The sequence below is a fragment of the Xanthobacter autotrophicus genome (assembly GCF_005871085.1).
In the GTDB taxonomy this organism is placed as follows: domain Bacteria; phylum Pseudomonadota; class Alphaproteobacteria; order Rhizobiales; family Xanthobacteraceae; genus Xanthobacter; species Xanthobacter autotrophicus.
In genome coordinates this window covers 33,966-59,914 of sequence record NZ_VAUP01000002.1, presented here as the reverse complement: position 1 = coordinate 59,914, position 25,949 = coordinate 33,966, and the positions used below count along the sequence as shown (strand labels likewise).

At 66.4% G+C, this 25,949-nt stretch carries 22 protein-coding genes; 10 read left to right on the top strand and 12 right to left on the bottom strand.

Annotated features, from left to right (window positions below):
* Positions 1-9: 9 nt before the first annotated feature.
* The 8 genes from cydB to FBQ73_RS00255 all read right to left on the bottom strand — a co-directional run bounded on the left by cydB (position 10) and on the right by FBQ73_RS00255 (position 12,442).
* Complete coding sequence (cydB, locus tag FBQ73_RS00290) at positions 10-1,167, bottom strand: cytochrome d ubiquinol oxidase subunit II (RefSeq protein WP_138397535.1); 1,158 nt, start codon at positions 1,165-1,167, stop codon at positions 10-12.
* Between the two features lie 4 nt (positions 1,168-1,171).
* Complete coding sequence (locus FBQ73_RS00285; RefSeq protein ID WP_138397534.1) at positions 1,172-2,749, bottom strand: cytochrome ubiquinol oxidase subunit I; 1,578 nt, start codon at positions 2,747-2,749, stop codon at positions 1,172-1,174.
* A gap of 146 nt (positions 2,750-2,895) precedes the next feature.
* Positions 2,896-4,086, bottom strand: a complete 1,191-nt coding sequence (locus FBQ73_RS00280; RefSeq protein ID WP_138397533.1) for a cytochrome-c peroxidase — start codon at positions 4,084-4,086, stop codon at positions 2,896-2,898.
* Between the two features lie 437 nt (positions 4,087-4,523).
* Positions 4,524-5,663 carry a ZIP family metal transporter gene (locus FBQ73_RS00275; RefSeq protein ID WP_138397532.1) on the bottom strand — a complete coding sequence of 380 codons (1,140 nt, stop codon included), beginning with the start codon at positions 5,661-5,663 and terminating at the stop codon, positions 4,524-4,526.
* 68 nt (positions 5,664-5,731) lie between these two features.
* A complete protein-coding gene (locus FBQ73_RS00270; RefSeq protein WP_138397531.1) occupies positions 5,732-6,862 on the bottom strand; it encodes a multicopper oxidase domain-containing protein in 1,131 nt (376 codons plus the stop codon).
* 581 nt (positions 6,863-7,443) lie between these two features.
* Complete coding sequence (locus FBQ73_RS00265) at positions 7,444-10,620, bottom strand: efflux RND transporter permease subunit (RefSeq protein ID WP_138397530.1); 3,177 nt, start codon at positions 10,618-10,620, stop codon at positions 7,444-7,446.
* A complete protein-coding gene (locus FBQ73_RS00260) occupies positions 10,617-12,038 on the bottom strand; it encodes an efflux RND transporter periplasmic adaptor subunit (protein ID WP_138397529.1) in 1,422 nt (473 codons plus the stop codon). The genes FBQ73_RS00265 and FBQ73_RS00260 overlap by 4 nt, the downstream gene beginning before the upstream one ends.
* The gene (locus tag FBQ73_RS00255) at positions 12,035-12,442 is read right to left on the bottom strand and encodes a FixH family protein (RefSeq protein ID WP_138397528.1); all 408 of its coding nucleotides are present in this window, start codon (positions 12,440-12,442) and stop codon (positions 12,035-12,037) included. The genes FBQ73_RS00260 and FBQ73_RS00255 overlap by 4 nt, the downstream gene beginning before the upstream one ends.
* Positions 12,443-12,643: 201 nt before the next feature.
* On the opposite strand from FBQ73_RS00255, the gene FBQ73_RS22875 reads away from it, so the two are divergent.
* Entirely contained in the window at positions 12,644-12,949 is a 306-nt protein-coding gene (locus FBQ73_RS22875; protein WP_210236622.1) for a hypothetical protein, read from the top strand.
* Between the two features lie 314 nt (positions 12,950-13,263).
* Here FBQ73_RS22875 and FBQ73_RS00245 read toward each other — a convergent pair whose 3' ends face one another.
* The 3 genes from FBQ73_RS00245 to FBQ73_RS00235 all read right to left on the bottom strand — a co-directional run bounded on the left by FBQ73_RS00245 (position 13,264) and on the right by FBQ73_RS00235 (position 17,499).
* Entirely contained in the window at positions 13,264-14,313 is a 1,050-nt protein-coding gene (locus FBQ73_RS00245) for a helix-turn-helix domain-containing protein (protein ID WP_281278772.1), read from the bottom strand.
* 21 nt (positions 14,314-14,334) lie between these two features.
* Entirely contained in the window at positions 14,335-14,976 is a 642-nt protein-coding gene (locus FBQ73_RS00240) for a hypothetical protein (RefSeq protein ID WP_138397525.1), read from the bottom strand.
* Positions 14,977-15,267: 291 nt separating this feature from the next.
* The gene (locus FBQ73_RS00235; protein ID WP_138397524.1) at positions 15,268-17,499 is read right to left on the bottom strand and encodes a heavy metal translocating P-type ATPase; all 2,232 of its coding nucleotides are present in this window, start codon (positions 17,497-17,499) and stop codon (positions 15,268-15,270) included.
* A gap of 67 nt (positions 17,500-17,566) precedes the next feature.
* Here FBQ73_RS00235 and FBQ73_RS00230 point away from each other — a divergent pair, with 67 nt between their 5' ends.
* The 8 genes from FBQ73_RS00230 (at position 17,567) to FBQ73_RS00195 (ending at position 25,179) form a co-directional block, all read left to right on the top strand.
* Positions 17,567-18,103, top strand: coding sequence for a MerR family transcriptional regulator (locus tag FBQ73_RS00230; RefSeq protein WP_138397523.1), 537 nt, complete (start codon positions 17,567-17,569; stop codon positions 18,101-18,103).
* A 68-nt stretch (positions 18,104-18,171) separates the two neighbouring features.
* A complete protein-coding gene (locus FBQ73_RS00225; RefSeq protein WP_138397522.1) occupies positions 18,172-18,603 on the top strand; it encodes a hypothetical protein in 432 nt (143 codons plus the stop codon).
* A 67-nt stretch (positions 18,604-18,670) separates the two neighbouring features.
* Positions 18,671-19,942 carry a TolC family protein gene (locus tag FBQ73_RS00220; RefSeq protein WP_138397521.1) on the top strand — a complete coding sequence of 424 codons (1,272 nt, stop codon included), beginning with the start codon at positions 18,671-18,673 and terminating at the stop codon, positions 19,940-19,942.
* On the top strand, positions 19,939-20,937 hold the full coding sequence (gene ihpB / locus FBQ73_RS00215) for a divalent metal ion exporter adaptor subunit IhpB (protein WP_138397520.1): 999 nt from the start codon (positions 19,939-19,941) through the stop codon (positions 20,935-20,937). Before FBQ73_RS00220 ends, ihpB begins: the two co-directional genes overlap by 4 nt.
* The gene (locus FBQ73_RS00210; protein ID WP_138397519.1) at positions 20,927-21,316 is read left to right on the top strand and encodes a P-II family nitrogen regulator; all 390 of its coding nucleotides are present in this window, start codon (positions 20,927-20,929) and stop codon (positions 21,314-21,316) included. Before ihpB ends, FBQ73_RS00210 begins: the two co-directional genes overlap by 11 nt.
* Positions 21,313-24,522 (top strand): efflux RND transporter permease subunit, encoded by a 3,210-nt coding sequence (locus FBQ73_RS00205; RefSeq protein ID WP_138397518.1) that lies wholly within the window; start codon positions 21,313-21,315, stop codon positions 24,520-24,522. The genes FBQ73_RS00210 and FBQ73_RS00205 overlap by 4 nt, the downstream gene beginning before the upstream one ends.
* Before the next feature lie 22 nt (positions 24,523-24,544).
* Complete coding sequence (locus tag FBQ73_RS00200) at positions 24,545-24,922, top strand: hypothetical protein (RefSeq protein ID WP_138397517.1); 378 nt, start codon at positions 24,545-24,547, stop codon at positions 24,920-24,922.
* Between the two features lie 11 nt (positions 24,923-24,933).
* A complete protein-coding gene (locus FBQ73_RS00195; protein WP_138397516.1) occupies positions 24,934-25,179 on the top strand; it encodes a hypothetical protein in 246 nt (81 codons plus the stop codon).
* Positions 25,180-25,198: 19 nt separating this feature from the next.
* On the opposite strand, the gene FBQ73_RS00190 is transcribed toward FBQ73_RS00195, so the two are convergent.
* Entirely contained in the window at positions 25,199-25,402 is a 204-nt protein-coding gene (locus tag FBQ73_RS00190; protein ID WP_170218683.1) for a hypothetical protein, read from the bottom strand.
* A gap of 136 nt (positions 25,403-25,538) precedes the next feature.
* Here FBQ73_RS00190 and FBQ73_RS00185 point away from each other — a divergent pair, with 136 nt between their 5' ends.
* Positions 25,539-25,853 carry a hypothetical protein gene (locus FBQ73_RS00185; RefSeq protein ID WP_138397514.1) on the top strand — a complete coding sequence of 105 codons (315 nt, stop codon included), beginning with the start codon at positions 25,539-25,541 and terminating at the stop codon, positions 25,851-25,853.
* The last annotated feature ends 96 nt before the right edge of the window (positions 25,854-25,949 follow it).

Here is a 25,949-nt window from a genome sequence, read left to right as displayed (position 1 = left end):
CTCCTTCTTTCAGTAGGCGTGGCCGTTGCCATCGGCGATGGAGCGGGCATCCACCTTGCCCCACAGCACGTGGTAGACCCAGGTGGTGTAGGCGATGATGATCGGCACGAAGATCACCGTGGCCACCAGCATCACGAACAGGGTGAGATGGCTGGATGAGGCATCCCAAACGGTGAGGCTCGATCGCGGGTCGATGGACGACGGCAGGATGAAGGGGAACATGGACAGCCCCACCGTCGAGATGATGCCGAAGATGGCCAGGGCGCTCGATAGCAATGCGCCGATCTCCACCCGCGCCCTGAGGAAGGCGAGGCTGGCAAGCGCACCCGCGAGGCCCAGCGCAGGCCCCGCCAGCATCCAGGGATGGGCGGCATAGTTCGTGAACCAGGCGCGCGGGGCGATCTCCACCGCCTTGGCCAGCGGATTGGAGGGGCCGTCCGTCGCGATGGTCCCGACGATGCGGTAGCCGTTGACACCGAGGAACAGCCACACTCCGCCCAGCACGAACAGCGCGAGGGTGACGAGCGCCGCCACGCTGCCGATGGTCCGGGCCCGCGCGGCGACGGCACCCTCGGTCTTCAGCAGCAGCCAGCCGGCGCCGTGCATGGTCAGCATCGCCACCGAGAGCAGCCCGCACAGCAGGCCGAACGGATTGAGCAGTTCAAACAATGTGGTGCCATCGTAGAAGATGCGCAGGTCGTCGTTCAGGTGGAAGGCCACGCCCTGGAGCACGTTGCCCACGGCCACCCCCATCACCAGCGCCGGCACGAGGCCGCCCACGAACAGGGCCCAGTCCCAGGCCGACCGCCACGCCGCGCTGTCGCGCTTGGAGCGATACTTGAACCCCACCGGCCGCAGGATGAGCGCGAACAGGATGGCGAACATGGCGAGGTAGAAGCCCGAGAAGGACACCGCATAAAGCGGCGGCCAGGCCGCGAAGATGGCGCCGCCGCCGAGGATGAGCCACACTTGATTGCCCTCCCAAACCGGCCCCACGGCATTGATGACCACCCGGCGTTCCAGATCAGTCTTCGCCACGAAAGGCAGGAGGATGCCGGAGCCGAGATCGAACCCGTCCATGATGGCGAAGCCGATGAGCAGGACCCCCAAAAGCAGCCACCAGATGACGCGGAGCGTGTCGTAGTCGATGAGTGTGTTCAGGATCATGGCTCTACTCCGCGGCCACGAGGGATGAGGGGACGAGGTTGGTCTCCGGCGCGTCGTCCGGCTCCGGCCCCTTGCGGATGGCGCGCAGCATCAGCGCCATCTCGACGCCGAGGAGGACGGTGTAGATAACGACGAAGCCGGCGAGGGTGGTGAGCACCGTTGCCGCGCCGAGGCTGGAGACGGCGGCGGCCGTCGGCAGCACGCCCTCGATGCTCCAGGGCTGGCGTCCCACCTCGGCGACCACCCAGCCCAGCTCCGCCGCGATCCACGGCAGGGGGATGGCGAACACCGCCAGCCACAGCAACGGGCGGTAGCGATCCAGCAGCCGCCGCGCCGACAGCAGGAAGAAGGTGGCGGTGAAGGCGATGAAGAAGAAGCCCAGTCCCACCATGAAGCGGAACGACCAGAACAGGGTGGGCACGTTCGGCACCGTGTCGCGGGCGGCGCGGCGGATGTCGGCGTCGCTCGCCTTGCGCGGGTCGTCCAGATAGCGCTTCAGCAGCAGCGCGTAGCCCAGATCCCGGCCATTGTCCTCGAACGCCTGCCGGGCGGCCGGCGGGATCTTGGCGTCGCTGCCGGCGGCGCGGATCTGCTGGAGCGCGTCGAAGGCGATGATGCCGTTGCGGATGCGCCCCTCCGCGTGGGTCACCAGTTCATTGATGCCGGGGATCTGGGTGTTCAGCGAGCGGGTGGCGATGAGGCCGAGCATCCACGGCACGCGCACCGCGAAATGGGTCTCGCGGTCCTTCTCGCTTGGGAAGCCGAACAGGGTGAAGGCGGCGGGGGCCGGCTCCGTCTCCCACATGGCCTCCATGGCGGCGATCTTCATCTTCTGGTGCTCGGTGGTCAGGTAGCCGCTCTCGTCGCCGAGGACGACCACGGACAGGGAGGCGGCGAGCCCGAACGAGGCGGCCACCGTCATGGAGCGCTTGGCCAGCTCCACATGGCGGCCCTTCAGCAGGTACCAGGCCGAGACGCCGAGCACGAAGATGGAGGCGGTGACGTAGCCCGCCGAGACGGTGTGGACGAACTTCGCCTGCGCCACCGGATTGGTGACCACCGCGAAGAAGTCGGTGATCTCCATGCGCATGGTCTGCGGGTTGAAGGCGGACCCCACCGGGTTCTGCATCCAGCCGTTGGCGATGAGGATCCACAGCGCCGAGAAGTTGGAGCCGATGGCCACCGCCCAGGTGGTGATGAGGTGGCCGACCTTGGAGAGCTTGTCCCAGCCGAAGAAGAACAGGCCGACGAACGTCGCCTCGAGGAAGAAGGCCATCAGCCCTTCGATGGCCAGCGGCGCGCCGAAGATGTCGCCCACATAATGGCTGTAATAGCTCCAATTCATGCCGAACTGGAATTCCATGACGATGCCGGTGGCGACGCCGACGACGAAGTTGATGCCGAAAAGCGCGCCCCAGAACTTGGTCATCTGCCGCCAGATGATGCGGCCGGTCATGACATAGACCGTCTCCATCACCGCGAGGAGGACGGACAGGCCCAGCGTCAGGGGCACGAAGAGGAAGTGGTAGAGCGCCGTGACTGCAAATTGCAGCCTCGATAGGTCAAGGGTGTCGAGGTCCATGAGGTCTGCCGGAGCGAACCGGCCTCCTGTCGGAACATGCCGCGGTCGGCGGCTGGGCTGGGAAGACGCGCGCGGGCTGTGCGGGGCCGCGCCGTCGCGTGAAGGGGGAACCGGCGATCATGGGGCAGATCTCGGAAAGCGTTGCGTCACCGGTCGAGCAACGGCTCGTAGCGGCGATCGGTAAGGGTTTTCAGGAAGGCGACGAGGGCGTCGATGCGCCGGTCATCGAGGGCCGGGCCGAATTCCAGCTCGGTCCGCGAGAGCGTGTCCGGCACCTCTGGCGGGTCCCACGCGCGGCCGGTCTCGGGGTCGACCTGCCGGCTGGGGGATGAGAAATTATACTTGTTATAGAAGAAGATGACCGTGCGCAGGTCCTTGAACACGCCGTTGTGCATGTAGGGGCCGGTCACCGCCACATTGCGCAGGGTCGGCACCTTGAAGCGGCCGTCGAGGCGCTTGTCCTTCAGCTTGCGCGTGGCAAGCAGCCCATGGTCCACCGGGACATCGAGGGCCGGGTTTCGCGGCACGCCGATATTGTGGAACTGGGAGTTGGAGAAGGTTTCACCCGCCCCGTCCGACGACGAGATCTGGTGGCAGAGGTGGCAATTGGTGAACTGGTTGGAGAAAAACAGCACGCGGCCGAGTTCCTCCCGGTCCGTCAGCTTCAGCTCCCCGCGCAGGAACCGGTCGTATCTCGAATCGAACGGCGAGACCTCCGGGCTGCGCTCATAGGCGGCGAGCGCCTGCGTGAGGGCCGAAAAGGCGCGGTCATCGCTCTTGAACACATCCGCGCCGTAAAGCCTGTGGAACGCCTCCACATAGGCCGGCTTCTCCTTTAGGCGGGCGACGACGCTCGCCTTGTCCGGCATCGCCATCTCCACCGGATTGAGCAGCGGCCCGCCGGCCTGCGCCTCCAGCGTGTCGGCGCGGCCGTCGAGGAACTGGCCACCCACGAAACGGCCCTTGGCATCCTTGTGGAAGCGGGGCGTGGCGGCGGCATAGCTGACGGTGGGGACATTGCGCACGCCGTGCGATGTCCCGTCGCTGCCGAGCGACACCGCTCCCGATGCCACGTCGGTCCGCGGATCGGCGAAGCCGTGGGCTGGGTCGTGACAGGTGGCGCAGGATTGGTTGCGCTCCCGCGACAGGTCGGGATCGGAGAACAGGGCTTCCCCGAGCGCCGCCTGTTCCGACTGCTGCACGGGGGCCGCGCGCGCCGGGCCGGGCCATCCCAGGCCGGCGACCAAAACCGCGACACACAGGACGATGCCGGCCACAAGCGCCTGATCGGCGCCGGGCAGGATCCGTGCTGGTGCAGGTGCGAGGGCGGTGTTCATGTCCCCGTTCTCGTGCCGGGGTTGGGGCCAATGCGAGTGGACATGTTGTCCAAGGACAGGTCGTCACTGGGACAACGCGTTCCCTGGGCCCGAGCCATGTGCTCCCGATCGAAGCCCCGGCAATGCCTTGCCGAGGGGCAGGCGGCTTTGGTGGGGCTACGGGCGGCGTTTTTGCCACCCAGCCGCGCGCGGGCTGCACAGCGGGCCACGATGGGCGTGTCAGATGCGCAAGTCAGATGCGCAAGTCAGATGCCCAAACGCAAACGGGCCGCCTTGCGGCGACCCGTTTGATGTCCTTGAAGCTCAAGGATGCCTTTGGTTGCGGGGGCACGCAACCATCTCAAATTGCTATTTCGAGCCGCAGCGTAGATATTGTAGTCGATTTTTCAACCCTCAATGATCCGCTTCGCCTATGCAAGCGAGGATGATCGAAGCGTTCAAATCTTTACGAGCATCGCGGTCACGTACATGAGGCCGACGCCGGCGGCGAGCCCTGTCATTGCGGCTGGTGTGAGGAACGAAACCTGAATCTCGCCGCTTCTGCGCACTAGTAGCGATCCCACTTCCACAATCACCTGAAGGATAGCTCCGGCACCGACCGCCAGCGCTAGCGCCGACCACTGCGGCGCGTATGCAAGGCTGCCGATCCATAGACCTGCGACGGCTGGCCCGCCAGCAAGCAGCGTCAACCCGGCGAAGGTCCAAAGCGGTGGGCGTACTTTCAGTATCGGCGCGGCAATGCCGATGCCTTCCGTGATGTTGTGCAACGTAAAGCCGAGCACCAGAAAAATACCGAGATCCGCCGCTCCCGAGGCGAAAGAAGCGCCGATGGCAAGGCCTTCGCCGAGATTGTGCAATCCTATCCCCAGCGCAATGAAGGTCGATAGGGCCAGCCCGGTCGGTGTGCCACGGCTGCGGCCGACAGCCATCAGCAAGAGGAAACTCCCCATCGTGGTGAGGACGACCATCACCGGTCCCAGGAACAAGGCGGCGGCCTCGCCGGCAAGTTCGAGCGCTTCAGCAACCGCATCAACCACGAGGAAAGCGAGAAGCCCCACCGTCAATGCGAGCAGGAAGTCCATGCCGTTGCGGCCAACGCCACGGAGAACGGGGTAGAACATGAGGCCGATAGCGACGGGAAGGATGCCGACAAAGACGCCAAGGGCAGCCTGGGATACGAAGCTCATCGAATCCACGGTCGGTGTCGCAACCGCGACGGGGATCTCACGCTTGAACGTGGCGCCGGTGTTGGTGAGGATTTTCACGCCGTGCGCCTCGCCGACCACCCAAGGGAACGGCAACTGAACCCAGGCGGTCGCGCCGCGGGCGATCGGACCCGGCGGTGTCTGCGTAAACTGCCAATAGGCGTCGTCGACCTGGACCTGGGCGATCGTCATAGGTTGCGAGCCGCCGGCACGGACCAGCAGGCGAACTCCATCGGAACCCAGGATCGTCCGCTCGAAGGTCAGCTTCTCGACCGGTGGTGCGCCGTTGCGAAAGCTCGATAACGGATCGGTCCCAATCAACCACGCGATCGCCAGACCAAGCACGGCAAACGGGATAGCGATCCAGAACAACGAGGCTCGACTGGGACGCCCGACTGGAAGCGTTGTCGCAGCAGTAGAAGGGGGCTGACCGGCTTGGTTCACGACATGGCCTCCACGACATCGAACATGCCAACCCAACCCAGTTCGGTAAACTCCGACTGATGCGGGTGGAACATGTAGAGACCGGGCTCGTGCTCCTTGAAATGGAACTCGAGAATGCCGCGCTCGGCTTGGCATTGGGTGATGAGGTCGACGGTCTTCAGGGTCGGCGTCAAGGTCGTGCCTTGATTGAAGTAGTCGAAGAAGTTCGCATGCAGGTGGAAAGAGTTGATCGGATCGAACTCGATCATATTGACGAGGTAGATACGAATCGGCTTGTCCTTGAGGATCTTGATGGGCTTCTTTGCATAGGCGTGCGCCACCGTGTTGACTGCATAGACTTCGTTCTCGCCGTCGAAATTAGTATCGAAGGCATTCATCACCATCACGAATTCCTGCCATCCGGCATTCTCCCGCGTGCCGAGCAGGCGTGAGCGGGCAACGGCCTCATATCCGGGATGGCGGGTGGGATCTGGATCGATGACGAAGGCGCCGTACATGCCCTTGTGGATATGCCGCTTCAGCGGCAGGGCGTGGCAGTGATAGAGGTGGCATCCGAACGGCCGTGCATCAAACTCGTAGACGAACTCCTCGCCCGGAGCGATCAGCCCTGCGCCTGGAACGCCGTCCATCCGCGCAGCATGGATGCCATGAAAATGCATCGAATGCGGATGCGAGCCGTAGTTCCTGAAGACGATCCTCAGCCGCTCACCTTCGGTCGCGCGCAGTGACGGGCCGGGCACCCGGCCATTATATGTCCAGGCTAGAAACATGATGCCGGGGGCGATCTCGATCTCCTTGTCCTCGGCGGTGATCTCGAAGGTTCTTAGCGTCCGCCCATCCGGAAGCTGGGACACAGTGCCTCTATCCCAGTCGGTCAGAAGCTTGGTCGGATCGAAGCCATTACGAGCTTCGTCGACCTCGCCCACCGTGGTCATCGCACCATGGGCTCCGCGGTGGGCTGAAGCCAGCTTTGCTTCAGCGCCGACAGTTCCTGCATTCGAAGCGTGTCCTGACTGCGCTAGAGCACCAGTCATACCTATCGCTGCGCCGCTGGCAGCCGCTAGCCCGCCTCCCAGCACCACGCGCCGGCTCAGCTGTTTACGTAACCAAGCTGGCACTTTGATCATATGCATCGCTTTCTGCAAATGCGAATTAGTCGCATATAAATAGCATAAGCTACAATTGGTGGCCATTGCCAATTGACGTCGAGAAGGGCTTCCTCCTCTCCGCAACATGGGCGCCAACTTCCGCCATATCGCAGAAGATCAGGCAATCGGGCATGCCGAGTCTAGCCTTGAGGGGAGCGAGGTCCGCTGCCTCGATCAGATCCGGAAATCCGACTGCCCTCACATAGGCAAGCCAACCGCCACGATGGCCACAGTTCGGATCGCGGGTCACGGTCATCTTGTGCGATGTCTTGGCCGCCCAGAGGCGCGATAGCACGAGCATAGCAGTCGCCTATGTGGCGCCGATCACCAACTCACGGTGTGCTGCGAAAAGCTCGGCTGTCATGGCGTTTCTCCTTTCGTTGGCTGTTTCCTCGCGTCCAGCTTCCGATCGAAGCTGCGCATGACGCTCCTCACCGAAAGAAGACGTATTTCGTGAGGGCGGCGATCACCAGCACCAAGACGAGGATGCCGATCAGGCCGGCAAGGCCCATGCCCCATCCCATGGATCCCATCATGTCGTGTATCATTGGAACCTCCTCTTATTTGGCGGCAGCCTTGAGGCCGGCTGGCCCCTGTTCGATTGCCCTCTCGTCGGCGGTGACACTCCGCGGCAACCGCCAGCCTTTGATCAGTCCATAGACAGCGGGGATCACGACCAGCGTCAGCACCGTCGACGACACCATGCCGCCTATCATCGGCACCGCAATGCGCTGCATCACTTCCGAGCCGGTGCCGGTGCTCCACAGGATCGGGACGAGGCCGGCCGTGATCGCAATGACCGTCATCATCTTCGGCCGCACCCGTTCGACGGCACCGAGCATGATTGCCTGGTAGAGATCGGTGCGGGTGAAGGGCCGTCCTTGCTCCTCCCGCTCAGCCTTCAGTTCCGCCATCGCCTGCTCGAGATAGATCAGCATGATGACGCCGGTCTCGGCGGCGACGCCGGCGAGCGCGATGAAGCCGACGGCCACGGCGACCGACATGTTGAAGCCGAGCCACCACATCAGCCAGATGCCGCCGACCAGCGCGAACGGCAGCGACAGCATGACGATGAGCGTCTCGGTCAGTGCCCGGAAGTTGAGGTAGAGCAGCAGGAAGATGATGAGCAACGTCACCGGCACGACGATCTTCAGCCGCGCCTCGGCGCGCTGGAGATATTCGAACTGGCCGCTCCACGAGACGTAGGTTCCGGGCGGTAGCTTGACCTCGTTCGCTACAACTCGCTGCGCTTCGGCGACATAGCCGCCCAGGTCCCGGCCGGCGATATCGACGAAGACATAGACGGCGAGCTGGCCGTTCTCCGTGCGGATCGAGGTCGCACCGCGGGTGAGCTCGACCTTGGCGACTTCGCCGAGCGGCACCGTTCCGCCGCCCGGCAGGGGCACCTGCACGTCGCGGGCGATCGATTGCGGGTCGCTTCGGAAGTCGCGAGGGTAGCGTATGGTGACGGCGTAGCGCTCGCGGCCCTCGACTGTGGTGGTCACCGTCTCCGCCCCGAGCCCGCTTGCGATCACGCCTTGGACGTCGCCGACGGCCAGGCCGTAGCGCCCCAGCACGTCGCGGTCCGGCACGATGTCGAGATAGTAGCCGCCGATCACCCGCTCGGCATAGGCGCTCGATGTGCCCGGCACCGATCGCAGCACCCGCTCGATCTCACGGGCGCTCTGCTCCATCTGGCCGAGGTCGGTGCCGAACACCTTGACCCCGACCGGGGTGCGGATGCCGGTCGCAAGCATGTCGATGCGGGCGCGGATCGGCATGGTCCAGGCATTGGAGACGCCGGGGAATTGCAGCGCCTGGTCCATCTCGGCCTTCAGGCTGTCGATGGTGACGCCCGGCCGCCATTCGTTCTTCGGCTTCAGGTTGATGATGGTCTCGAACATCTCGGTCGGCGCCGGATCGGTCGCGGTGAGCGCACGCCCGGCCTTGCCATAGACCGAGGCCACCTCCGGGAAGCTCTTGATGATGCGGTCCTGCATCTGCAGCAGCTCGGCCGCCTTGGTGATGGAGATGCCCGGCAAGGTGGTTGGCATGTACATCAGCGTCCCCTCGTCGAGGCTCGGCATGAACTCCGAGCCGAGCTGGCGTGCCGGCCAGACGGTGACGCCAAGCGCAATGAGCGCGGCGAGGATGGTGAGCGTCTTGGCCTTCAGGACGCCGCGGATGACCGGGCGATAGACCCAGATCAGGAACCGGTTGATCGGGTTCCTGTGCTCCGGGATGATCCGGCCGCGCACGAAGACCACCATCAGCGCCGGCACCAATGTTACGGACAACAAGGCCGAGGCCGCCATGGCGAAGGTCTTGGTGAAGGCGAGCGGGCCGAACATCCGGCCTTCCTGCGATTCCAGCGTGAAGATCGGCAGGAAGGAGACGGTGATGACGAGCAGGCTGAAGAACAGCGCCGGACCGACCTGGCTCGCCGCCTCGATCAGGATCTCGACCCGCGGCTTGTCCGGCGGGGCGCGCTCCAGATGCTTGTGGGCGTTCTCGATCATCACGATGGCGGCGTCGATCATGGCGCCCACCGCAATGGCGATGCCGCCGAGACTCATGATGTTGGAGCCCAGCCCGATCGCCTTCATCGCCGCGAACGCCATCAGGATGCCGACCGGCAGCATCAGGATGGCGACGAGCGCGCTGCGCAGATGTAGCAGGAACACCACGCAGACCAGCGCGACGATGATGCTCTCCTCGATCAGCGTGCCCTTCAGCGTCTCGATCGCCCGGCCGATCAGCTCGGAGCGGTCATAGACCGGCACGATCTCGGTGCCCTTGGGGAGGCTGGAGGCGATCTCGGCAAGCCGCGCCTTGACGTTCTCGATTACGGTCAGCGCGTTTGCGCCGAAGCGCTGCAGCACGATGCCGCTGGCGACCTCGCCCTCGCCATTGAGCTCGGTGATGCCGCGCCGCTCGTCCGGGCCGATCTCGACGCGGGCCACATCCTTGACCCGTAGCGCCACACCCCTGTCGGTCTTCAGCACCACGTTCTCGATGTCGGCCACGCTCCGGATATAGCCGCGCCCGCGCACCATGAACTCGAACTCGGAGAGCTCGACCGTGCGGCCGCCGACATCGGCGTTGCTGGCTTTTACCGCCTCGCGTACCCGGTCGAGCGGGATGCCCAGCGCCCGCAGCCGGTTCGGATCGACCACGATCGCATATTGCTTCACGAAGCCGCCGACGCTGGCGACCTCCGCGACGCCCTCCGCTTTCGAGGCACCAAAGCGGATCACCCAATCCTGCAGCGAGCGCAGCTCGGCGAGCGTCATCTGCTTTGCCACGACGGCATATTGGTAGACCCAGCCGACACCGGTGGCATCCGGTCCCAAGGTCGGCGTCACGCCGGCCGGCAACCGCTGCGCGGCGGCGTTGAGATATTCCAGCACGCGCGACCGCGCCCAATAGGGATCCGTGCCGTCCTCGAAGATCACATAGACGAAGGAGACGCCGAAGAAGGAGAAGCCGCGCACCACCTTCGATTTCGGCACCGTCAGCATCGCGGTGGTGAGCGGATAGGTGACCTGGTCCTCGACCACCTGCGGCGCCTGGCCGGGATAATCGGTATAGACGATCACCTGCACGTCCGAGAGGTCGGGGATGGCGTCGAGCGGCAGCGTCTTCAACGCGTAAAACCCGGCGGCGACGGCGAACACCGTGCCGACGAAGACCAGCACGAGGTTGCGGGCGGACCAGCCGATGAGGCGTGCGATCATGGCCGCGTCTCCGGAACTGTGAGACCGCGCAGTGCCGCCTTCAGATTGCTCTCGGCATCGATCAGGAAGTTCGCCGCGACAACGACACGGTCGCCCTCCGCAATGCCCTCGCGGATCTCGGTGAAGCCTTCGCCGCGCAGACCAATCTTCACCTCGCGCGGTTCGAACCGGCCCTCTCCACGATCAATGATCACGACCTGTCGCGTGCCGGTGTCGATCACCGCGCTATCGGGGACGGCAACCACCGGCGCGGCGTCGCCTGTGCCGATCTCCACTTCGGCATACATGTTTGGGAGCAGAACACCGCCGGGATTGGCGATCTCGATCCGCACGCGCGTGGCCCGCGTCGCTTCACCGACCTGCGGATAGATCAGCGACACACGTCCTTCGAAGGTGCGTCCCGGTAGGCTCCGCACCCGGATTGTCACCGGTGCACCGAGCCGAACGGCGCCGAGGTCGAATTCCGGCACATCCGCCAGCACCCAGATGGTCGAAATGTCGGCGAGGCGGAACAGCACATCGCCCGGCGCTGCCTTCATGCCGTCGACGACATTGCGTTCGAGCACGACGCCATCGCGCGGCGCACGCCACGTCATCGACAGCGGCACCTTGCGCGTCCGCTCGATCTCGGCGATCGCCTCAGGCGGCAGCCCGAGATTCTCCAGGCGCTGGCGGGCGCCTCCGAGAGCGCTGTCGCGGCCGCCGCTGGTGAGATCGGTGAGGAGCTGGGCGCCGGCGGCGGCAATGTCTGGCGAATAGAGCCTGAGAAGGATCTGGCCTTTCGTCACCCGGTCTCCCGTTGTGACGTTCGCCACCTCGTTGACGAAGGCATCGCTCCGGGTTGCGACCACGGAGACGCGCCGCTCGTCGAGCTGGACCATTCCGGGTACGCGCACCAGCCTTCCGACGGCCCGGCGCGCTGCCAACTCGGATCGCACACCGGTCCGCTGCAGCTTGCCAAGCGACACCCGCACAACCGAGCCGCCATCGTCCTCGCCTCCATAGACGGGGATGTAGTCCATCCCCATGGAGTCCTTCTTCGGCACCGGCGAGGTGTCCGGCAGGCCCATCGGATTGCGGTAGTAGAGGACGCGCCGCGGGCCTGCCTCCCCGGTCGCCTCGGCCGCCGCCGGCGGCTTGTCCTCGAAGCTCACATCCTCGCTGGCGCGAACGGCGCGGAAAGGCCGGCCGTCCCCGGTTTGGCGAGGCGTCGCCGAATAGACCGGTTTCCCGTCGGGATCCCGATGATAGATCACCGCTCCCGTGCCGGCCGGCTTAGCTGCTGCAAGGGTTGCCTCGACACCAAGCCATTCGTGGAGGCCGGCCACCGGGAGACCCCGGACGCCAGCCCAGTAGCCCCCGGCCCCCGCCGCCAGGATGGCGGCAAGGGCGAGGCCCTTGAGGGCGATCCGTTTCATGGCACCGCCTTGAAAACCAGCTTGTTCTCGAGCGTGCCGGTCTCACCCTGGATCTTGGCGCCAAGCGAAAGCCGCCAACCGCCGGCCATCATCAGGTTGGTCTTGAAGCGATAGACACCCGGCTCGGTCGACGGCACCGCCTCGATCGGTGCCGCCATCGTCTCCATGCCGTCAGGAGCCATATCGATTCGGGTCGCGAAGATGACGGCGTCCGGAACCGCCTTGCCGGATCGCTTGTCGACAAGCCGGACGGCGACGATGGCGCCGTTGCCCTGCTTGACGTCCGTCTGAACGAGCCGGAACTCGTAGTCCGTGATGTCAGCATGCGCCGTCGAGAGGGCAGCCACGGAAAGCGCGGCCGCGAGCACCGCCGCAGCGGCGCGCTTCATTGAATAAGTCGTCATAGTTTGAAAATCCCAGATTCATCGGAGCACCGTGCGCATGGCCCGGCGTTGCGCGGCCTATGGCCACGCACTTTCGGCCGCCCAAGCTTCGCTGGGGCGACACGAACCGGCGCGCAAACGCCGGCGATGTTCTAGGTTCGCGGAGGTCGAGCTGGGGGTTCTACCGCGAGCGCGTCGCCCAAGACGTCGCTCGCGGGGCGCATGGCATCGCTCCAATCCCAGAAAATGAAGGCCAGGCTCGAAAGCGTCGGTGCCACCGAGAAGCACTTGGCCATGCACAATGCCATTAATGGGCAGGTCTTCTGGCAGTCGGGAACCGCTGGTGTCTCATCCGGACAGCACGGCATGTCGCCCGCCATTTCGGGCATGGACATAGCAGAGGTCGCCGCCGTCGCGGCGCCGCTCACCGGTGCGGTGAACGGTCCGGCGATGAGCCCCACGATCGCAAGGATCGCGAGCAGCCTTTGGAGCCAAATGGCGACCTTCATGCAGCGCAACATGTCATAGGTGAGGCATTCTGGGAATGCGAGCAGCGGTACGAAGCTGTCACAGGTTCGTGGCAGGCGGATGCCACTGCCATATTCAAGATGAGGGCGTGCGTCGCGGACGCACGCGCCCGGCGAAGGAAAAGCATCGGAACTGCCGTCGCCGGATCACATCTCGGGGATGGTCACGCGGCGCGAAGCAGGATCACCTTCAGCGGTAGCCGCAAGCGCAAAGAGACCACGCCATACGAAGAGAGCTGGGGGCGTGGCCGCTCGATGGAATCCGCGACAGGTTCTTCGGCGAAGCGCCCACAATGGCGAAGCTTCCGGGCTCAATCACGGAACTAGCCTGAGAGACGAACCACCGACGGATGGCGGATTCACATCGCCGGTAAGCCCGAACAGCAGATTGTCGAGTTCTGCCTCGGGGATATCCAGGCGGGCCGCAACGTGCCGGCGTGTCACGCCTTCCCGCCAAAGCTCCGTAAGGACACGTTGCCATATTGCAGATCGCTCTGGCGGGAGACCGTCAGGCTCGTTGATGCCGAACCGCTTGTTCATCTGGATGCAGAAGGTCCGGTAGTTCCAATCGGAGATCCGGCCGATCCGGTGGAGGCGGTGTGCGAGCGCAGCTACGGACACGCCCCATCGCTTCTTTGCGAGCACCAATTGATCGAGGCCTCGGACGAATGGGATCGTCGCCACGACGTCGTCGTGAGGCATCAGGAATGACGATGCAAACGCATGTGCTTCAAGCTCGGCAGCGCGTCCTTGATTGGGGCCGCCGTGCTTGTGCAGGACGAGGTGTGCCAGCTCATGAGCAGCGTCGAACCGGCTGCGCTCCGTGGTCTTGAAGGTGTTGAGGAAGACATACGGCTCGCCATCATGCCAGCAGGAAAAGGCATCCACATTCTTGGTGTTCTCGGCCAGCGAGAAGACGCGGACGCCCTTCGTCTCAAGCAGCTTGATCATATGCGAGATCGGCCGCTCGCCGATCGCCCAATGCTGGCGTAGCGCACGTGCGGCTCCAGCGGGATCGCGTTCATGGCTGAGGTCGAGCAGATCTGGCTGCGGCAGAACGAACCTTTCCCGCACCCAGGCTGACATCTCGAAGGCCAATGAGCCGGCGGCGAGCGCCGCATCGCGCTCTCGCGCCGACATCGCCGTCAGGCTCCGGAAGCTGGCGGCATCAGCGCTGATCGGCGCCGCGTCGTCCCGGAAGAAGAACTCCCGCGGGAATCCCAGCGCGCGCACCAAGCCGTCGACCGTGTCTTCATCCGGAACCTGCTGCCCGTTGACGACACGCGACAGGGTGACCGGCGATATGCCGGCTTGCTCGGCGAGAGACTTGGCGGTCAACCGCTGCCGCTTCCGCGCGAGCTCCATTCTGCCAATGTTGAACATGGCCTACCGACGCAAAACAGCAGGCTCGAACTCAATGCCGTCCGGACGATCGCTATCAATGATGGCATCCGCCGGCCATTCACCGCCACCGAGGATGAAGATGCGCTCGATGAAGCCCTCGAAATTGCCGCCGGAAATGCCCGAAGGCAGAGAGAGCTCGGCGCGGATCTCATCACCTTGAACCGACACGCAGAAGAACCATACGCCGGTCCAGAGCTCCACCAGCCCCCGATCCCGCGCCGCGGACATTTCTTCCTCGGGGAACAGCCCGGCCTGTCCCACCGCAATGATACGGTCGGCGCCGGAGCCTTTCCCGGAAACCGCTTGCGGCTTGTGCAACTTGTCGGCGGCAAGGTCGACACTTTGATAGACCACCTTAAGGGGGCTATCCGGATGCTTCACGGATTCGACGTTGTTCTCGCGATAATTGACCCAGCCGATTGCCCGGAAAAGTTGCCGCACATATCGGGTGCCGTAGATGTAGGCGAGCTGCCCTTCAGCAGAAGCGGGATCATCGGCGATCGCGTCGGCACGCGCAGCGACCACGCCGCGCACGACCTCGAGCAGCGCCTGGCGCGTGACACCGAACTCGGCGAGGCGAGCATCAACTTCAGGATGATCGGCAAGCACGCGAACCGCAGCCATCGAATCGCTCCCACGATAACTTTTTCATCCTCATTTGTGGAGGAAAAAATTATCGCGCGCAACTGTTTTGGTTGGGTGGTTGGGGGCGGCGGATGATCGAAGAAGAGTTCTGCGCGAAGGTACGCTCCGCCATCGCCGGCCACCGAGCGCAATAGCGGGCCTGATCTTCGCGGGCAGCTTCATATTCGTAATCGCCGTGCTCAAAAAGATCTGAAGCAAAAAACTCGCGCGCGCTGAGCTATCAAGGTCTGGAATGAAGTGCCGGGGCTTCGCTGCGAGTTGCCCGCCCCGTCATGCACGCCCCCAGGAGAGGAGCCGCAGCGCGTTCAGGGTCACCAGCACGGTGGCGCCGGTGTCGGCGAGGATCGCCGGCCACAGGCCGGTGATGCCGGCAATGGTGGTGACGAGGAACACCGCCTTCAGCCCAAGCGAAATGGCGATGTTCTGGTGGATGTTGCCCATGGTGCGCCGGGACAGGGCGATCATGGAGGCAACGTCCTTCACCCGGCCATGGAGCGCTGCCGCATCGGCCGTCTCCAGCGCCACGTCGGTGCCGCCGCCCATGGCGATGCCGATGTCGGCGGCGGCCAGCGCCGGGGCGTCGTTGATGCCGTCGCCCACCTTGGTCACCACCGCCCCCGTGCGCTGAAGCTCGCCGACGATGCGCAGCTTGTCCTGCGGCAGCAGCTCGGCGCGCACCTCGATGCCCAGCTGCCGGCCGATAGCCTCCGCCGTGCGCCGGTTGTCGCCGGTGAGCATCAGCGTGCGGATGCCCTCCCGCTTCAGCGCGGCAAGGCCCTCGGGGGCGTCCGGGCGGGGCTCGTCGCGCATGGCGATGGCCCCGGCGATGGCGCCGTCGGCCACCAGCAGGGACACGGTCTTGCCGGCGTCGTTCAGCGCCGCGATCTGGTCGGCCTGCGCCGCTGTCAAAGGCGCGCGCGCGGCGGCGGCCTGGGGCGAGCCGAGGAACACCTCGCGCCCCTCCACCTGCGCCGACACGCCCTTGCCGCCCAGCGCCTGCGCGGCTTCCGCCACGGGAATGGCGATGGCGTCCGCTGCCGCGCGATCAAGGATGGCCTTGGCGAGGGGATGGCTCGACCCGGTCTCCAGCGCCGCCGCGAGTCGCAGCACCTCGGCGTCCGGCTGGGCGAAGGCGATCACGTCCGTCACCTGCGGCCGGCCTTCGGTGAGGGTGCCGGTCTTGTCGAAGCAGACGGTGGTGACCTTGCCCGCCGTCTCCAGCACGGCGCCGCCCTTCAGCAGCAGCCCGCGCCGCGCCCCGGCGGAGAGGCCGGCGGCGATGGCGGCCGGCGTCGAGATCACCAGCGCGCAGGGGCAGCCGATGAGCAGGATGGCGAGGCCCTTGTAGATCCAGGCATCCCACGCCCCGCCGAACAGCAGCGGCGGGATGACCGCCACCAGCGCCGCCACCACCACCACGCCGGGGGTGTAGTAGCGCGAGAAGCGATCGATGAGCCGCTCGGTGGGCGCGCGCTTTTCCTGCGCTTCCTCCACCAGCTTCACCACCCGGGCGATGGTGTTGTCCTCGGCGGTGGCGGTGACGCGCACCCGCAGCGCCGCCTCCCCGTTCACGGTGCCGGCGAAGACGGTGGCGTCGGGCCCCTTGCGCACCGGCACGCTCTCGCCGGTCACCGGGCTCTCGTCGATGCCGCTCTCACCGGCGACGATGAGGCCGTCCGCGGAAATCCGGTCGCCCGGCCGCACCAGGATCACCTCGCCCGCCGTGAGGCTCGCGGCGGGCACCTCGATGGTGGCGCCGTCGCGCTCCACCAATGCGGTCTTTGGCACCAGCGCGGTGAGCGCGCGGATGCTGGCGCGCGCCCGGCCGGCGGCGACGCCTTCCAGCAATTCGCCCACCAGGAACAGGAACACCACCGCCGCTGCCTCCTCGGCCGCGCCGATGATGACGGCGCCGGCCGCCGCGATGGTCATCAGCATCTCGATGGTGAAGGGCATGCCATTGGCCGCCGCCGCGATGGCGCGGCGGGCGATGGGCACGAGGCCCACCAGCATGGCTGCGAGGAACAGCCAGGATTGCGCCGCCGGGAGAAGGGTCCCGATGCCAAAGGCCAGCGCCAGCGCGAGGCCGCTCGCGATGGTCAGGCGGGCCTTGCCGGTGGACCACCACTTGCCTTCGGCGACGGTGGCGGGGTCGTGGTCATGGCCACCGGTTGAGGCGTGGTTGTGATCTGCGTGGTCGTGGCCGGTGTGGTCGTGGCCCGCATGATCATGCCCTGCATGGTCGTCATGGTCGTGTGCCTTGCGCTGCCCGCCGCCGGATGTGAGCGGGGCGAGGGCGTAGCCCATGGGGGAAAGGCGTCCGGCGAGGGGGGCAAGGTCGGCATCCGGGGCGTGGAGGATCACCAGCGTGCCGGCCGCCACCGAGACCTCAGCTTCCGCCACGCCGGCGATGCGCAGTGTCGTGCCCTCGATCTTCGCGGCGCAGGAGGCGCAGTCCATCCCGGTCACCCGGAACCGGCTTTGAACGAGGGGAACGGTCATGATGCGGCCTTTCTTTGCGTCACTCTGCGGACCCTAGATGCTCTGGTCGCTAGAGGAGCAAGCCCTCATGTCTCGCCTTTCGTCGGATTTTCTTCCGGACCCCGTTCCCGATCCGCTGCCCATCGGCGCGGCGGCGCGTGCCAGCGGGGTGAAGGTGCCCACCATCCGCTTCTATGAGGAGATCGGCCTGATGCCGGCGCTGCCGCGCACCGAGGGCAACCGCCGCCTCTACAGCGCCACCCACCTGCAGCGGCTGGCCTTCATCCGCCACGCGCGCGAGCTGGGCTTCGACATCGAGGCCATCCGCACCCTGCTGACGCTGCAGGACCGGCCCGAGCAGTCGTGCGCGGCGTCGGACGAGATTGCCAGCGCGCGGCTCATCGAGGTGCGCAGCCGCATCGCCGCGCTCAGGGCGCTGGAGGCGGAGCTTCAACGGATGGTGGACGGCTGCGCCCATGGCCACGTGGCACAGTGCAGGGTGATCGAGACGCTTTCCGATCACGGACAATGTCAATTTCATAACGGCCAGGGCGAAAACCTTGGGATCGGCCGAAATTCAAGCGATCTCCCAAGCTTTTCGGGTACGATGACGCAGCGCTTCTGAAAGACTTGACACATCGCGGCTCTTGGGGTCTCTCATGGTCCATGCTTCGCGTCTTGGCAAAAGTCCTCATGTTGATCACCGGTTCGGCGTTCCGCCGCGCCGTGTCGGTCGTTGTGATGGCGTGCCTCGTGGCCGGGCCGTTCGCAGGCGCACTGGCGGCGCATCACATCTTTGATGTGGACGGCGCTCTGGAAGAGTTGGCTGGGACCTCAGTTGCGCTGACGGGCGTCGATGTGTCGAGCCTCGACCTGTCGCCCGTCGATGCCTCCTCGTCGGACCCCTCCCTCGCCGCCGCCGATGCCAAGGTGTTCGGCGCCGCGCATGACCCGGCCCAGCCCCAGCCTTCCGCTGACCACGACTGCCACGCCTGCGCCATGGCGCTGCCCGATGCCCCGGCCGCAAGCGCGGTCCTGCGGCTGCGCTCCACCCCCGTGGTCCTGCCCACGCGCCTGAACGCCGGCCGCTCCGTTCCCGCCGACATCCGCCCCCCGCGCGCCTGATCTGAACCTTCTGCTCGCGCGCTGACGCCTCGCGTCGGCGATCCGCTATCAGACTTTGGATCAGATCATGTCGCCTCGTGCCCTCGCGCTTGCGCTTGGGGCAGCGCTCGCGCTGCTTCACGCGTCGCAGACGCGCGCCGAAACCACCCGTCCGCTGACCCTGACCAGTGCTCTCGCCAGCGCCCTTGCCGCCAACCCGCGCCTCACCGCGGCGGAGCGCGACATCGGCATGGCGGCGGGGCGCAACACCCAGGCCGGCGCGCTGCCCAACCCCAACCTCTCCCTTGAGGTGGACAATGCGGCGGGCTCGGGCTCCTACCAGGGGCTCGACCTTGCCGAGCAGACCCTCCAGATCAGCCAATTGGTGGAGCTGGGCGGTAAGCGCGAGGCCCGCATGGCCGCCGCCGGCGCCGGGGTCGGCGTCGCCCGCTGGGAGCGGGAGGCGATCCGCCTGCAGGTGCTGGCGGAAACCGCGTCCGCCTTCGCCGCCGTGCTCGGGGCGCAGCAGCGCGCGCAGGTTCTGGAAACCCAGGTGGCGGCCATCCAGCGGTTGGCGCCCCTGCTGCAGAACCGTGTCCAGGCCGGCGCGTCCTCTCCGGCCGAGATTTCCCGCGCCCGCGTCGCCGCCGACTTCGCCCGGGTGGAGCTGGACCGCGCCCGCGCCGCGCTCGGCACCGCAAGGCGTGAGCTGGCGCTGCTCATGGGCCTCCAGGAAGCAAGGTTCGGCCGGGTGACCGGCAACCTGCTGAAGGTCAGCGCGCCGCCGCCCCTGCCGGGCCTCATCAAGCAGGCGCTGGGCAATCCGCAGCTCACCCGCTTCACCGCCTTGCGCGCCCAGCGCCAGGCCGACCTGCGCTCGGCCCAGGCCAAGGCGGTACCGGACGTGACCCTCGGCGTCGGCTACCGGCACTACAACGAGACTGCCGACAGCGGCATGCGCCTCACCATGTCCATGCCGATCCCGCTGTTCGACCGCAACGAAGGCGGCGTCAGCGAGGCCAACGAGCAATTGCTGCGGGCCGAGGCGGAAGAGGCCATCGCCCGCAACGCCCTCATCTCCCAGCTCGGCCGCGCCCACGACGGGATGAAGGCCGCCTTCGACGAAATCACGCTGCTGCGCACCAGCACCATTCCGGGGGCGCGCGCCGCCTTCGAGGGGGTGGAGGCCGGCTATTCCGAAGGCCGCTACACCCTCCTGGAACTGCTCGACGCCCAGTCCACCCTCACCGACGCCGCCCTGCGCGAGCTGGATGCGCTGGTCTCGTTCCACACCGCCCTCGCCACCCTCGAAGGGCTGACGGGACGGCCGGTGACCCTCACCAAAGGAAAAGCCAAATGAGCCGCACGGCGCGACGCGACGTGGCGATGCTCTTCGTCGGCCTCCTGGCCGGCGCGGGGGCGCTATACACGTTTCAGGATCACACCCTCCCGGTTTCCGGCAACGTCGCCGCCGAGCGCGGCGCGGGGGAACGCGGCGCGGAAGGAGGGCATGGCGGCGAAGGCGGCGGGCACGCCGAGGGCGGGGTGGAACTGGACGATACCAGGCTCGCCGCCGCTGGCATCGCCTTGGAGACGGCCGGCCCCGAGAAGCTGCGCCAGAAGCTGCGCCTCAACGGCCTGGTCCAGCCCAATCAGGAAAACGTGGTCCAGGTGACCCCGCGCTTTCCCGGCATCGTCCGCGAGATCCGCAAGCGCATCGGCGACACGGTGGCGAAGGGCGACGTGCTCGCCGTGGTCGAGAGCAACCAGAGCCTCACCACCTACGACATGAAGGCGCCCATCTCCGGCACCGTGGTGGACCGCCAGGTGGGCCTCGGCGAATACGCCTCCGAGCAGAAGCCGGCGTTCGTGGTGGCCGACCTGTCGACACTGTGGGTGGACCTCTCGGTCTATCGCCGCGATTTTCCACGGGTGCGGGCCGGCGACACGGTCGCCATCGATCCGGAGGACGGCGGGCCTGTCATCGACGGCCGGGTGGCCTATGTCTCCCCCATCGGCTCGGCCGACACCCAGACCGCGCTGGCGCGGGCGGTCATTGCCAACGACGGCATGCGGCTGCGGCCCGGCCTGTTCGCGGTGGGCACCATCACCCTTGCGGAAAAGCCGGTGGACCTCGCGGTGCGCACCAGCGCGCTTCAGACCATCGACAACCGCACCGTGGTGTTCGTGCGTGACGGCGACGCCTTCGCCCCCCGCGACGTGGAGATCGGTGATCGCGATGCGGAATGGGCCGAGGTGCTGTTCGGGCTGATACCCGGAGATGTCTACGCCGCGCGCAACAGCTTCGTGGTGAAGGCGGAACTCGCCAAGGGGAGCGCCAGCCATGAGCATTGAGGCGTCCCCCGGCGCGATGGAAGACGGCCTGCGGCTCGTCACTGCCTTCATTCATCCGCATCTTGAAGGGCGCGTGGTGCGTGCCCTTCAAGAGCTGCCCGAATTCCCGGGATTTACCTTCACCGAAGCGCGCGGCCAAGGTCGCGGCCGCGGTGCCGGCGGCACCTATGTGGCAAGCGAATACGACCTCACCTACCAGCACCATCTCCAGTTGCAGGTCGTCTGCCGTGCCGGCGTCGTGGAGGTGGTGATCTCGACCCTCACGCGCGCTGGGTGGACCGGACGTCGCGGTGACGGAGTGGTTTTCGTTACGCCGGTGGAGCGCTTCGCCCGCATCCGCGAGGCAGGCGAAGCTCAGGCTCAGGAGGGGGCGCGATGATCGACGCCATCCTCGCCTTCTCCATCCGCCAGCGTTGGCTGGTGGTCATGGTCTGCCTCGCCATCGGCGCCTTCGGGGCCTGGAATTTCACTCGCCTCCCCATCGACGCGGTGCCCGACATCACCAACGTGCAGGTGCAGATCAACACCTCCGCGCCCGGTTTCTCACCGCTGGAGACCGAGCAGCGCATCACCTTTCCCATAGAGACCGCCATGGGCGGCCTGCCCGGCCTGCAATACACCCGCTCGCTGTCGCGCTACGGCCTCAGCCAGGTGACGGTGGTGTTCCGTGACGGCACCGACATCTATTTCGCCCGCCAACTGGTGAACGAGCGCATCCAACAGGCGAGGGACCAGCTTCCGCCGGGGGTGGAGACCGCCATGGGGCCGGTCTCCACGGGCCTCGGCGAAATCTACATGTACACGGTGGAGGCCAGGGACGGGGCGAGGAAGCCCGACGGCCAGCCCTTCAGCCCCACCGACCTGCGCACCATCCAGGACTGGATCATCAAGCCCCAGCTGCGCACCGTGCCGGGGGTGGTGGAGGTGAACACCATCGGTGGCTTCGAGCGGCAGTTCCATGTGCTGCCCGATCCCGCGCGCCTCATGGCCAACCGCATCTCGTTCCGCGAGGTGATGACGGCGCTGGCCGCCAACAACGCCAACGTGGGCGCCGGCTATATCGAGCGCAACGGCGAGCAGTATCTGGTGCGCACGCCGGGCCAGGTGGCGGATGCCGCCGACATCCGCGAGATCGTCATCGGCAGCCGGGGCGGCACGCCGCTACGCATCGGCGACATCGCGGAGGTGCGCGAGGGGCGCGACCTGCGCACCGGCGCGGCGACGCTCAACGGGGAAGAGGTGGTGCTGGGCACCACCATGCTCCTCATCGGCGAGAACAGCCGCACCGTGGCCCAGCGCGTCGCCGCGCGCTTGCAGGAGATTTCCCGCTCGCTGCCCGAGGGGGTCATCGCCCGCGCCGTCTACGACCGCTCGCACCTCGTGGAAGCCACCATCGCCACGGTGGAAAAGAACCTTCTGGAAGGCGCGCTGCTGGTGGTGGTGGTGCTGTTCGTGCTGCTGGGCAATTTCCGCGCGGCGCTGGTGACGGCCTTCGTCATCCCGCTCTCCATGCTCTTCACCATCACCGGCATGGTGGAGAACCGCGTCAGCGCCAACCTCATGAGCCTTGGCGCCATCGACTTCGGCATCATCATCGATGGTGCGGTCATCATCGTCGAGAACTGCCTGCGCCTGCTGGCGGAGGAGCAGCACCGGCGCGGCCGGCTGCTGAGCCGCGCCGAGCGGTTCGAGACCATCCTCGCCGGGTCGAAGGAGGTGATCCGGCCGAGCCTGTTCGGCACCATGATCATCGCCGTGGTCTACCTGCCGGTGCTCACCCTCACCGGGGTGGAGGGCAAGATGTTCACGCCCATGGCCATCACCGTGCTGATGGCGCTGGCCGGCGCGGCGCTGTTCTCCATGACCTTCATTCCGGCGGCCATCGCGCTGCTGGTGACGGGCAAGGTCTCCGAGCACGAGAACTTCATCATGCGCGGGGCGCGGCGCCTCTACACGCCGCTGCTCGACGCCGCCATCAACTACCGGGCCGTGGTGGCGGTGGCGGCGGCCGGCCTCGTGGTGGCGAGCGGCCTTGCCGCCTCCCGCATGGGCGGCGAGTTCATCCCGAACCTCGACGAGGGCGATGCCGCCATCCAGGCGCTCAGGGTGCCGGGCACCAGCCTCACCCAGTCGCTGGAGATGCAGCAGGCGCTGGAGAAGAGCCTGCTGAAGGTGCCGGAAGTGAAGGAGGTGTTCGCCCGCACCGGCACGGCGGAAGTGGCCACCGACCCCATGCCGCCCTCCATCTCCGACGGCTACGTGATGCTGAAGCCGCGCGCCGAGTGGCCGGACCCCGGCAAGTCCAAGAGCGCGGTGATGACCGAGATCGAGAAGGCCGCCGAAGGAGTGGCGGGGAGCAATTACGAACTCTCCCAGCCGATCCAGCTGCGTTTCAACGAGCTGATCTCGGGCATCCGCTCCGACGTGGGCGTCAAGATCTTCGGCGACGACCTCGACGTGCTGTTGCAGGTGGCGGGGCAGGTGCAGACCGTGCTCCAGGCCGTGCCCGGCGCCGCTGATGTGAAGACCGAGCAGGTCTCCGGCCTGCCCATGCTCACCGTCGCCCTCAACCGGCCGGCCATGGCCCGCTACGGGGTGAGCGTCGCCGATGTGCAGGAACTGGTGGAGATCGCGGTGGGCGGCCGTGAGGCCGGCGCCCTGTTCGAGGGCGACCGCCGCTTCGACATCGTGGTGCGGCTGCCGGAGGAATTGCGCACCGACATCGAGGCCCTGCGCGCGCTGCCGGTGCCGCTGCCCCCCGCCGCCAGCGAGGAGGCGAGGCCGGTGCGCGCCGCCTGGGCGCCGGGGGCGGGCGGGCAGATCCGCTACGTGCCGCTCTCCGCCATCGCCAACCTCACGGTCTCTCCCGGCCCCAACCAGATCAGCCGGGAGAACGGCAAAAGGCGCATCGTGGTGAGCGCCAACGTGCGCGACCGCGACCTCGGCTCCTTCGTCGCCGACTCCCAGCGCCAGGTGGCGGAGAAGGTGAAGCTGCCGGAGGGCTACTGGATCGGCTGGGGTGGCCAGTTCGAGCAACTGGTCTCGGCCACCCAGCGCCTCGCCATCGTGGTGCCCATCGCGCTGGCGCTCATCTTCCTGCTGCTGTTCATGAGCTTCGGCTCGGTGGCGGATGCGCTGCTGGTGTTCTCCGGGGTGCCGCTGGCGCTCACCGGAGGCATCGCGGCGCTGATATTGCGCGACCTGCCGCTCTCCATCAGCGCCGGCATCGGCTTCATCGCGCTCTCGGGCGTGGCGGTGCTGAACGGCCTCGTCATCATCGCCTTCATCCAGCGCCTGCGGGCGGAGGGGCGGGACTTGGTGGCGGCGGTGCGCGGCGGCGCCCTCACCCGCCTGCGCCCGGTGCTGATGACGGCGCTGGTCGCTTCCCTCGGCTTCGTGCCCATGGCCATCGCCACCGGCCCGGGCGCGGAGGTGCAGCGCCCGCTCGCCACCGTGGTCATCGGCGGCATCATCTCCTCCACCATCCTCACCCTGCTCGTGCTGCCGGCGCTCTACGTGCTGTTCCGGCGCGAGACCAGGCCAGCGGCCTCCACCGAGGCGCTGGCCGAAGCCCCATCCCCCTAGCCCCAAAAACGGAGAAAGACCCGTGCTCAAGAGCCTGATCGTCGCCTTCAGCCTGCTTGCCGTTGGCCCGGCCCTCGCCCAGCACGCCCACGGCGCCCAAAAGGGTCCCAACGGCGGCCCCATGGAGGACCTCGCCGGCGTCCACGCTGAACTCGTGGTTTCCAGTGAAACCCTGACCTTCCATGTCTTCGATGAGGCGAGCAAGCCCGTCGATACTGCCGGCTTCGCCGGCTCCGCCATGCTGGTTTCCGGCGCCGACCGCAAGACCGTCCAGCTCGCCGCCGCCGGCCAGGCCCTGACGGGCAAGGCTCCGGCTCCGGTCGCTAAGGGCACCGTCATCACCCTTCTCATCAAGACCGCCGCCGGCAAGTCCGGGCAGGCGAAGTTCACCGCACCGTAAGGAGGAGCACCATGAAAGCCACTACCCTGAAGTGCCTCGCCCGCAGCACCCTGTGCGCACTGGTGGTTGGCCTCGCATCGCCGGCTCTAGCCCTCGATCCGCAGCCGAAGGGCTATCGCGAAAAGCAACGGCACGTATTCCGCGACGTGCAGCTCGGACTGAGCCATCCAGTGCCGCACGGCCGCAGCACGCCGATCCGTTCGATGCCGACGGGCAGCGATCAGCCCACCCCGCGCACTACGGAAGCCGCGCGGTGAGCTCGTGTTTGTCACATGATCACGGAAGACAGACGTGAGAAGCCTTCTCAGTGGCATCCTGCTGTGCCTTCTGCTGGTTGCTACGCTTGGCGTGCCGGCCCATTCCGCTAGCGGCGGTGAGATACGTGTAGCGGTCGCCATGACCGCGGATGGCACGCACCATCAGCAGCGTGACGAAGACACTGGCCAGCCAGCCTGCGCTGCAATGTGCTGCGAGTGTCATGGCTGTTCGCATGCCTCGCACCTGGCTGCAATCACGTCGTCCGGTCCCCAGCTTCAGGACCAGGGCGGGGAATGGCTAAACGAGATCCGCGGTGGCGTCAGCTTAGATGTGGATGTGCCCCCACCTCGCAACCCGAATGTTGAATCGACCTGAACAAATCAATCTGAAATTCAACATTCGAGGTTCAATTATGACACGTTGTGCCATTATTCTCGGTTTCGTCCTCTTCCCGCTTGCGGCATCGGCCGCGCCATATCCATCGACGCTCAGCGCGGAAGAGCAGGAGCGCCACGAATTCTACGACGTGCAGCAGGAGAGCTATCCCGGTGGGCGTGTTTCCGTGCCTGCTGGCGGTTCGCCCAAGGCGCAGATCATGCGTCCTCAGGTGCCTGCGCCAGGAACATTCGTTCCTACGCCGTCTCCGTGGCTGAATGACCGTGCGGTTCCCTGAGACATCTCCACGAAACCGGAAACGGCGGCAGATTCTCTGCCGCCGTTTCCACGCTGTCCGTACCTTTGCCTCCCCAAAACCCTATCTACAGAAACC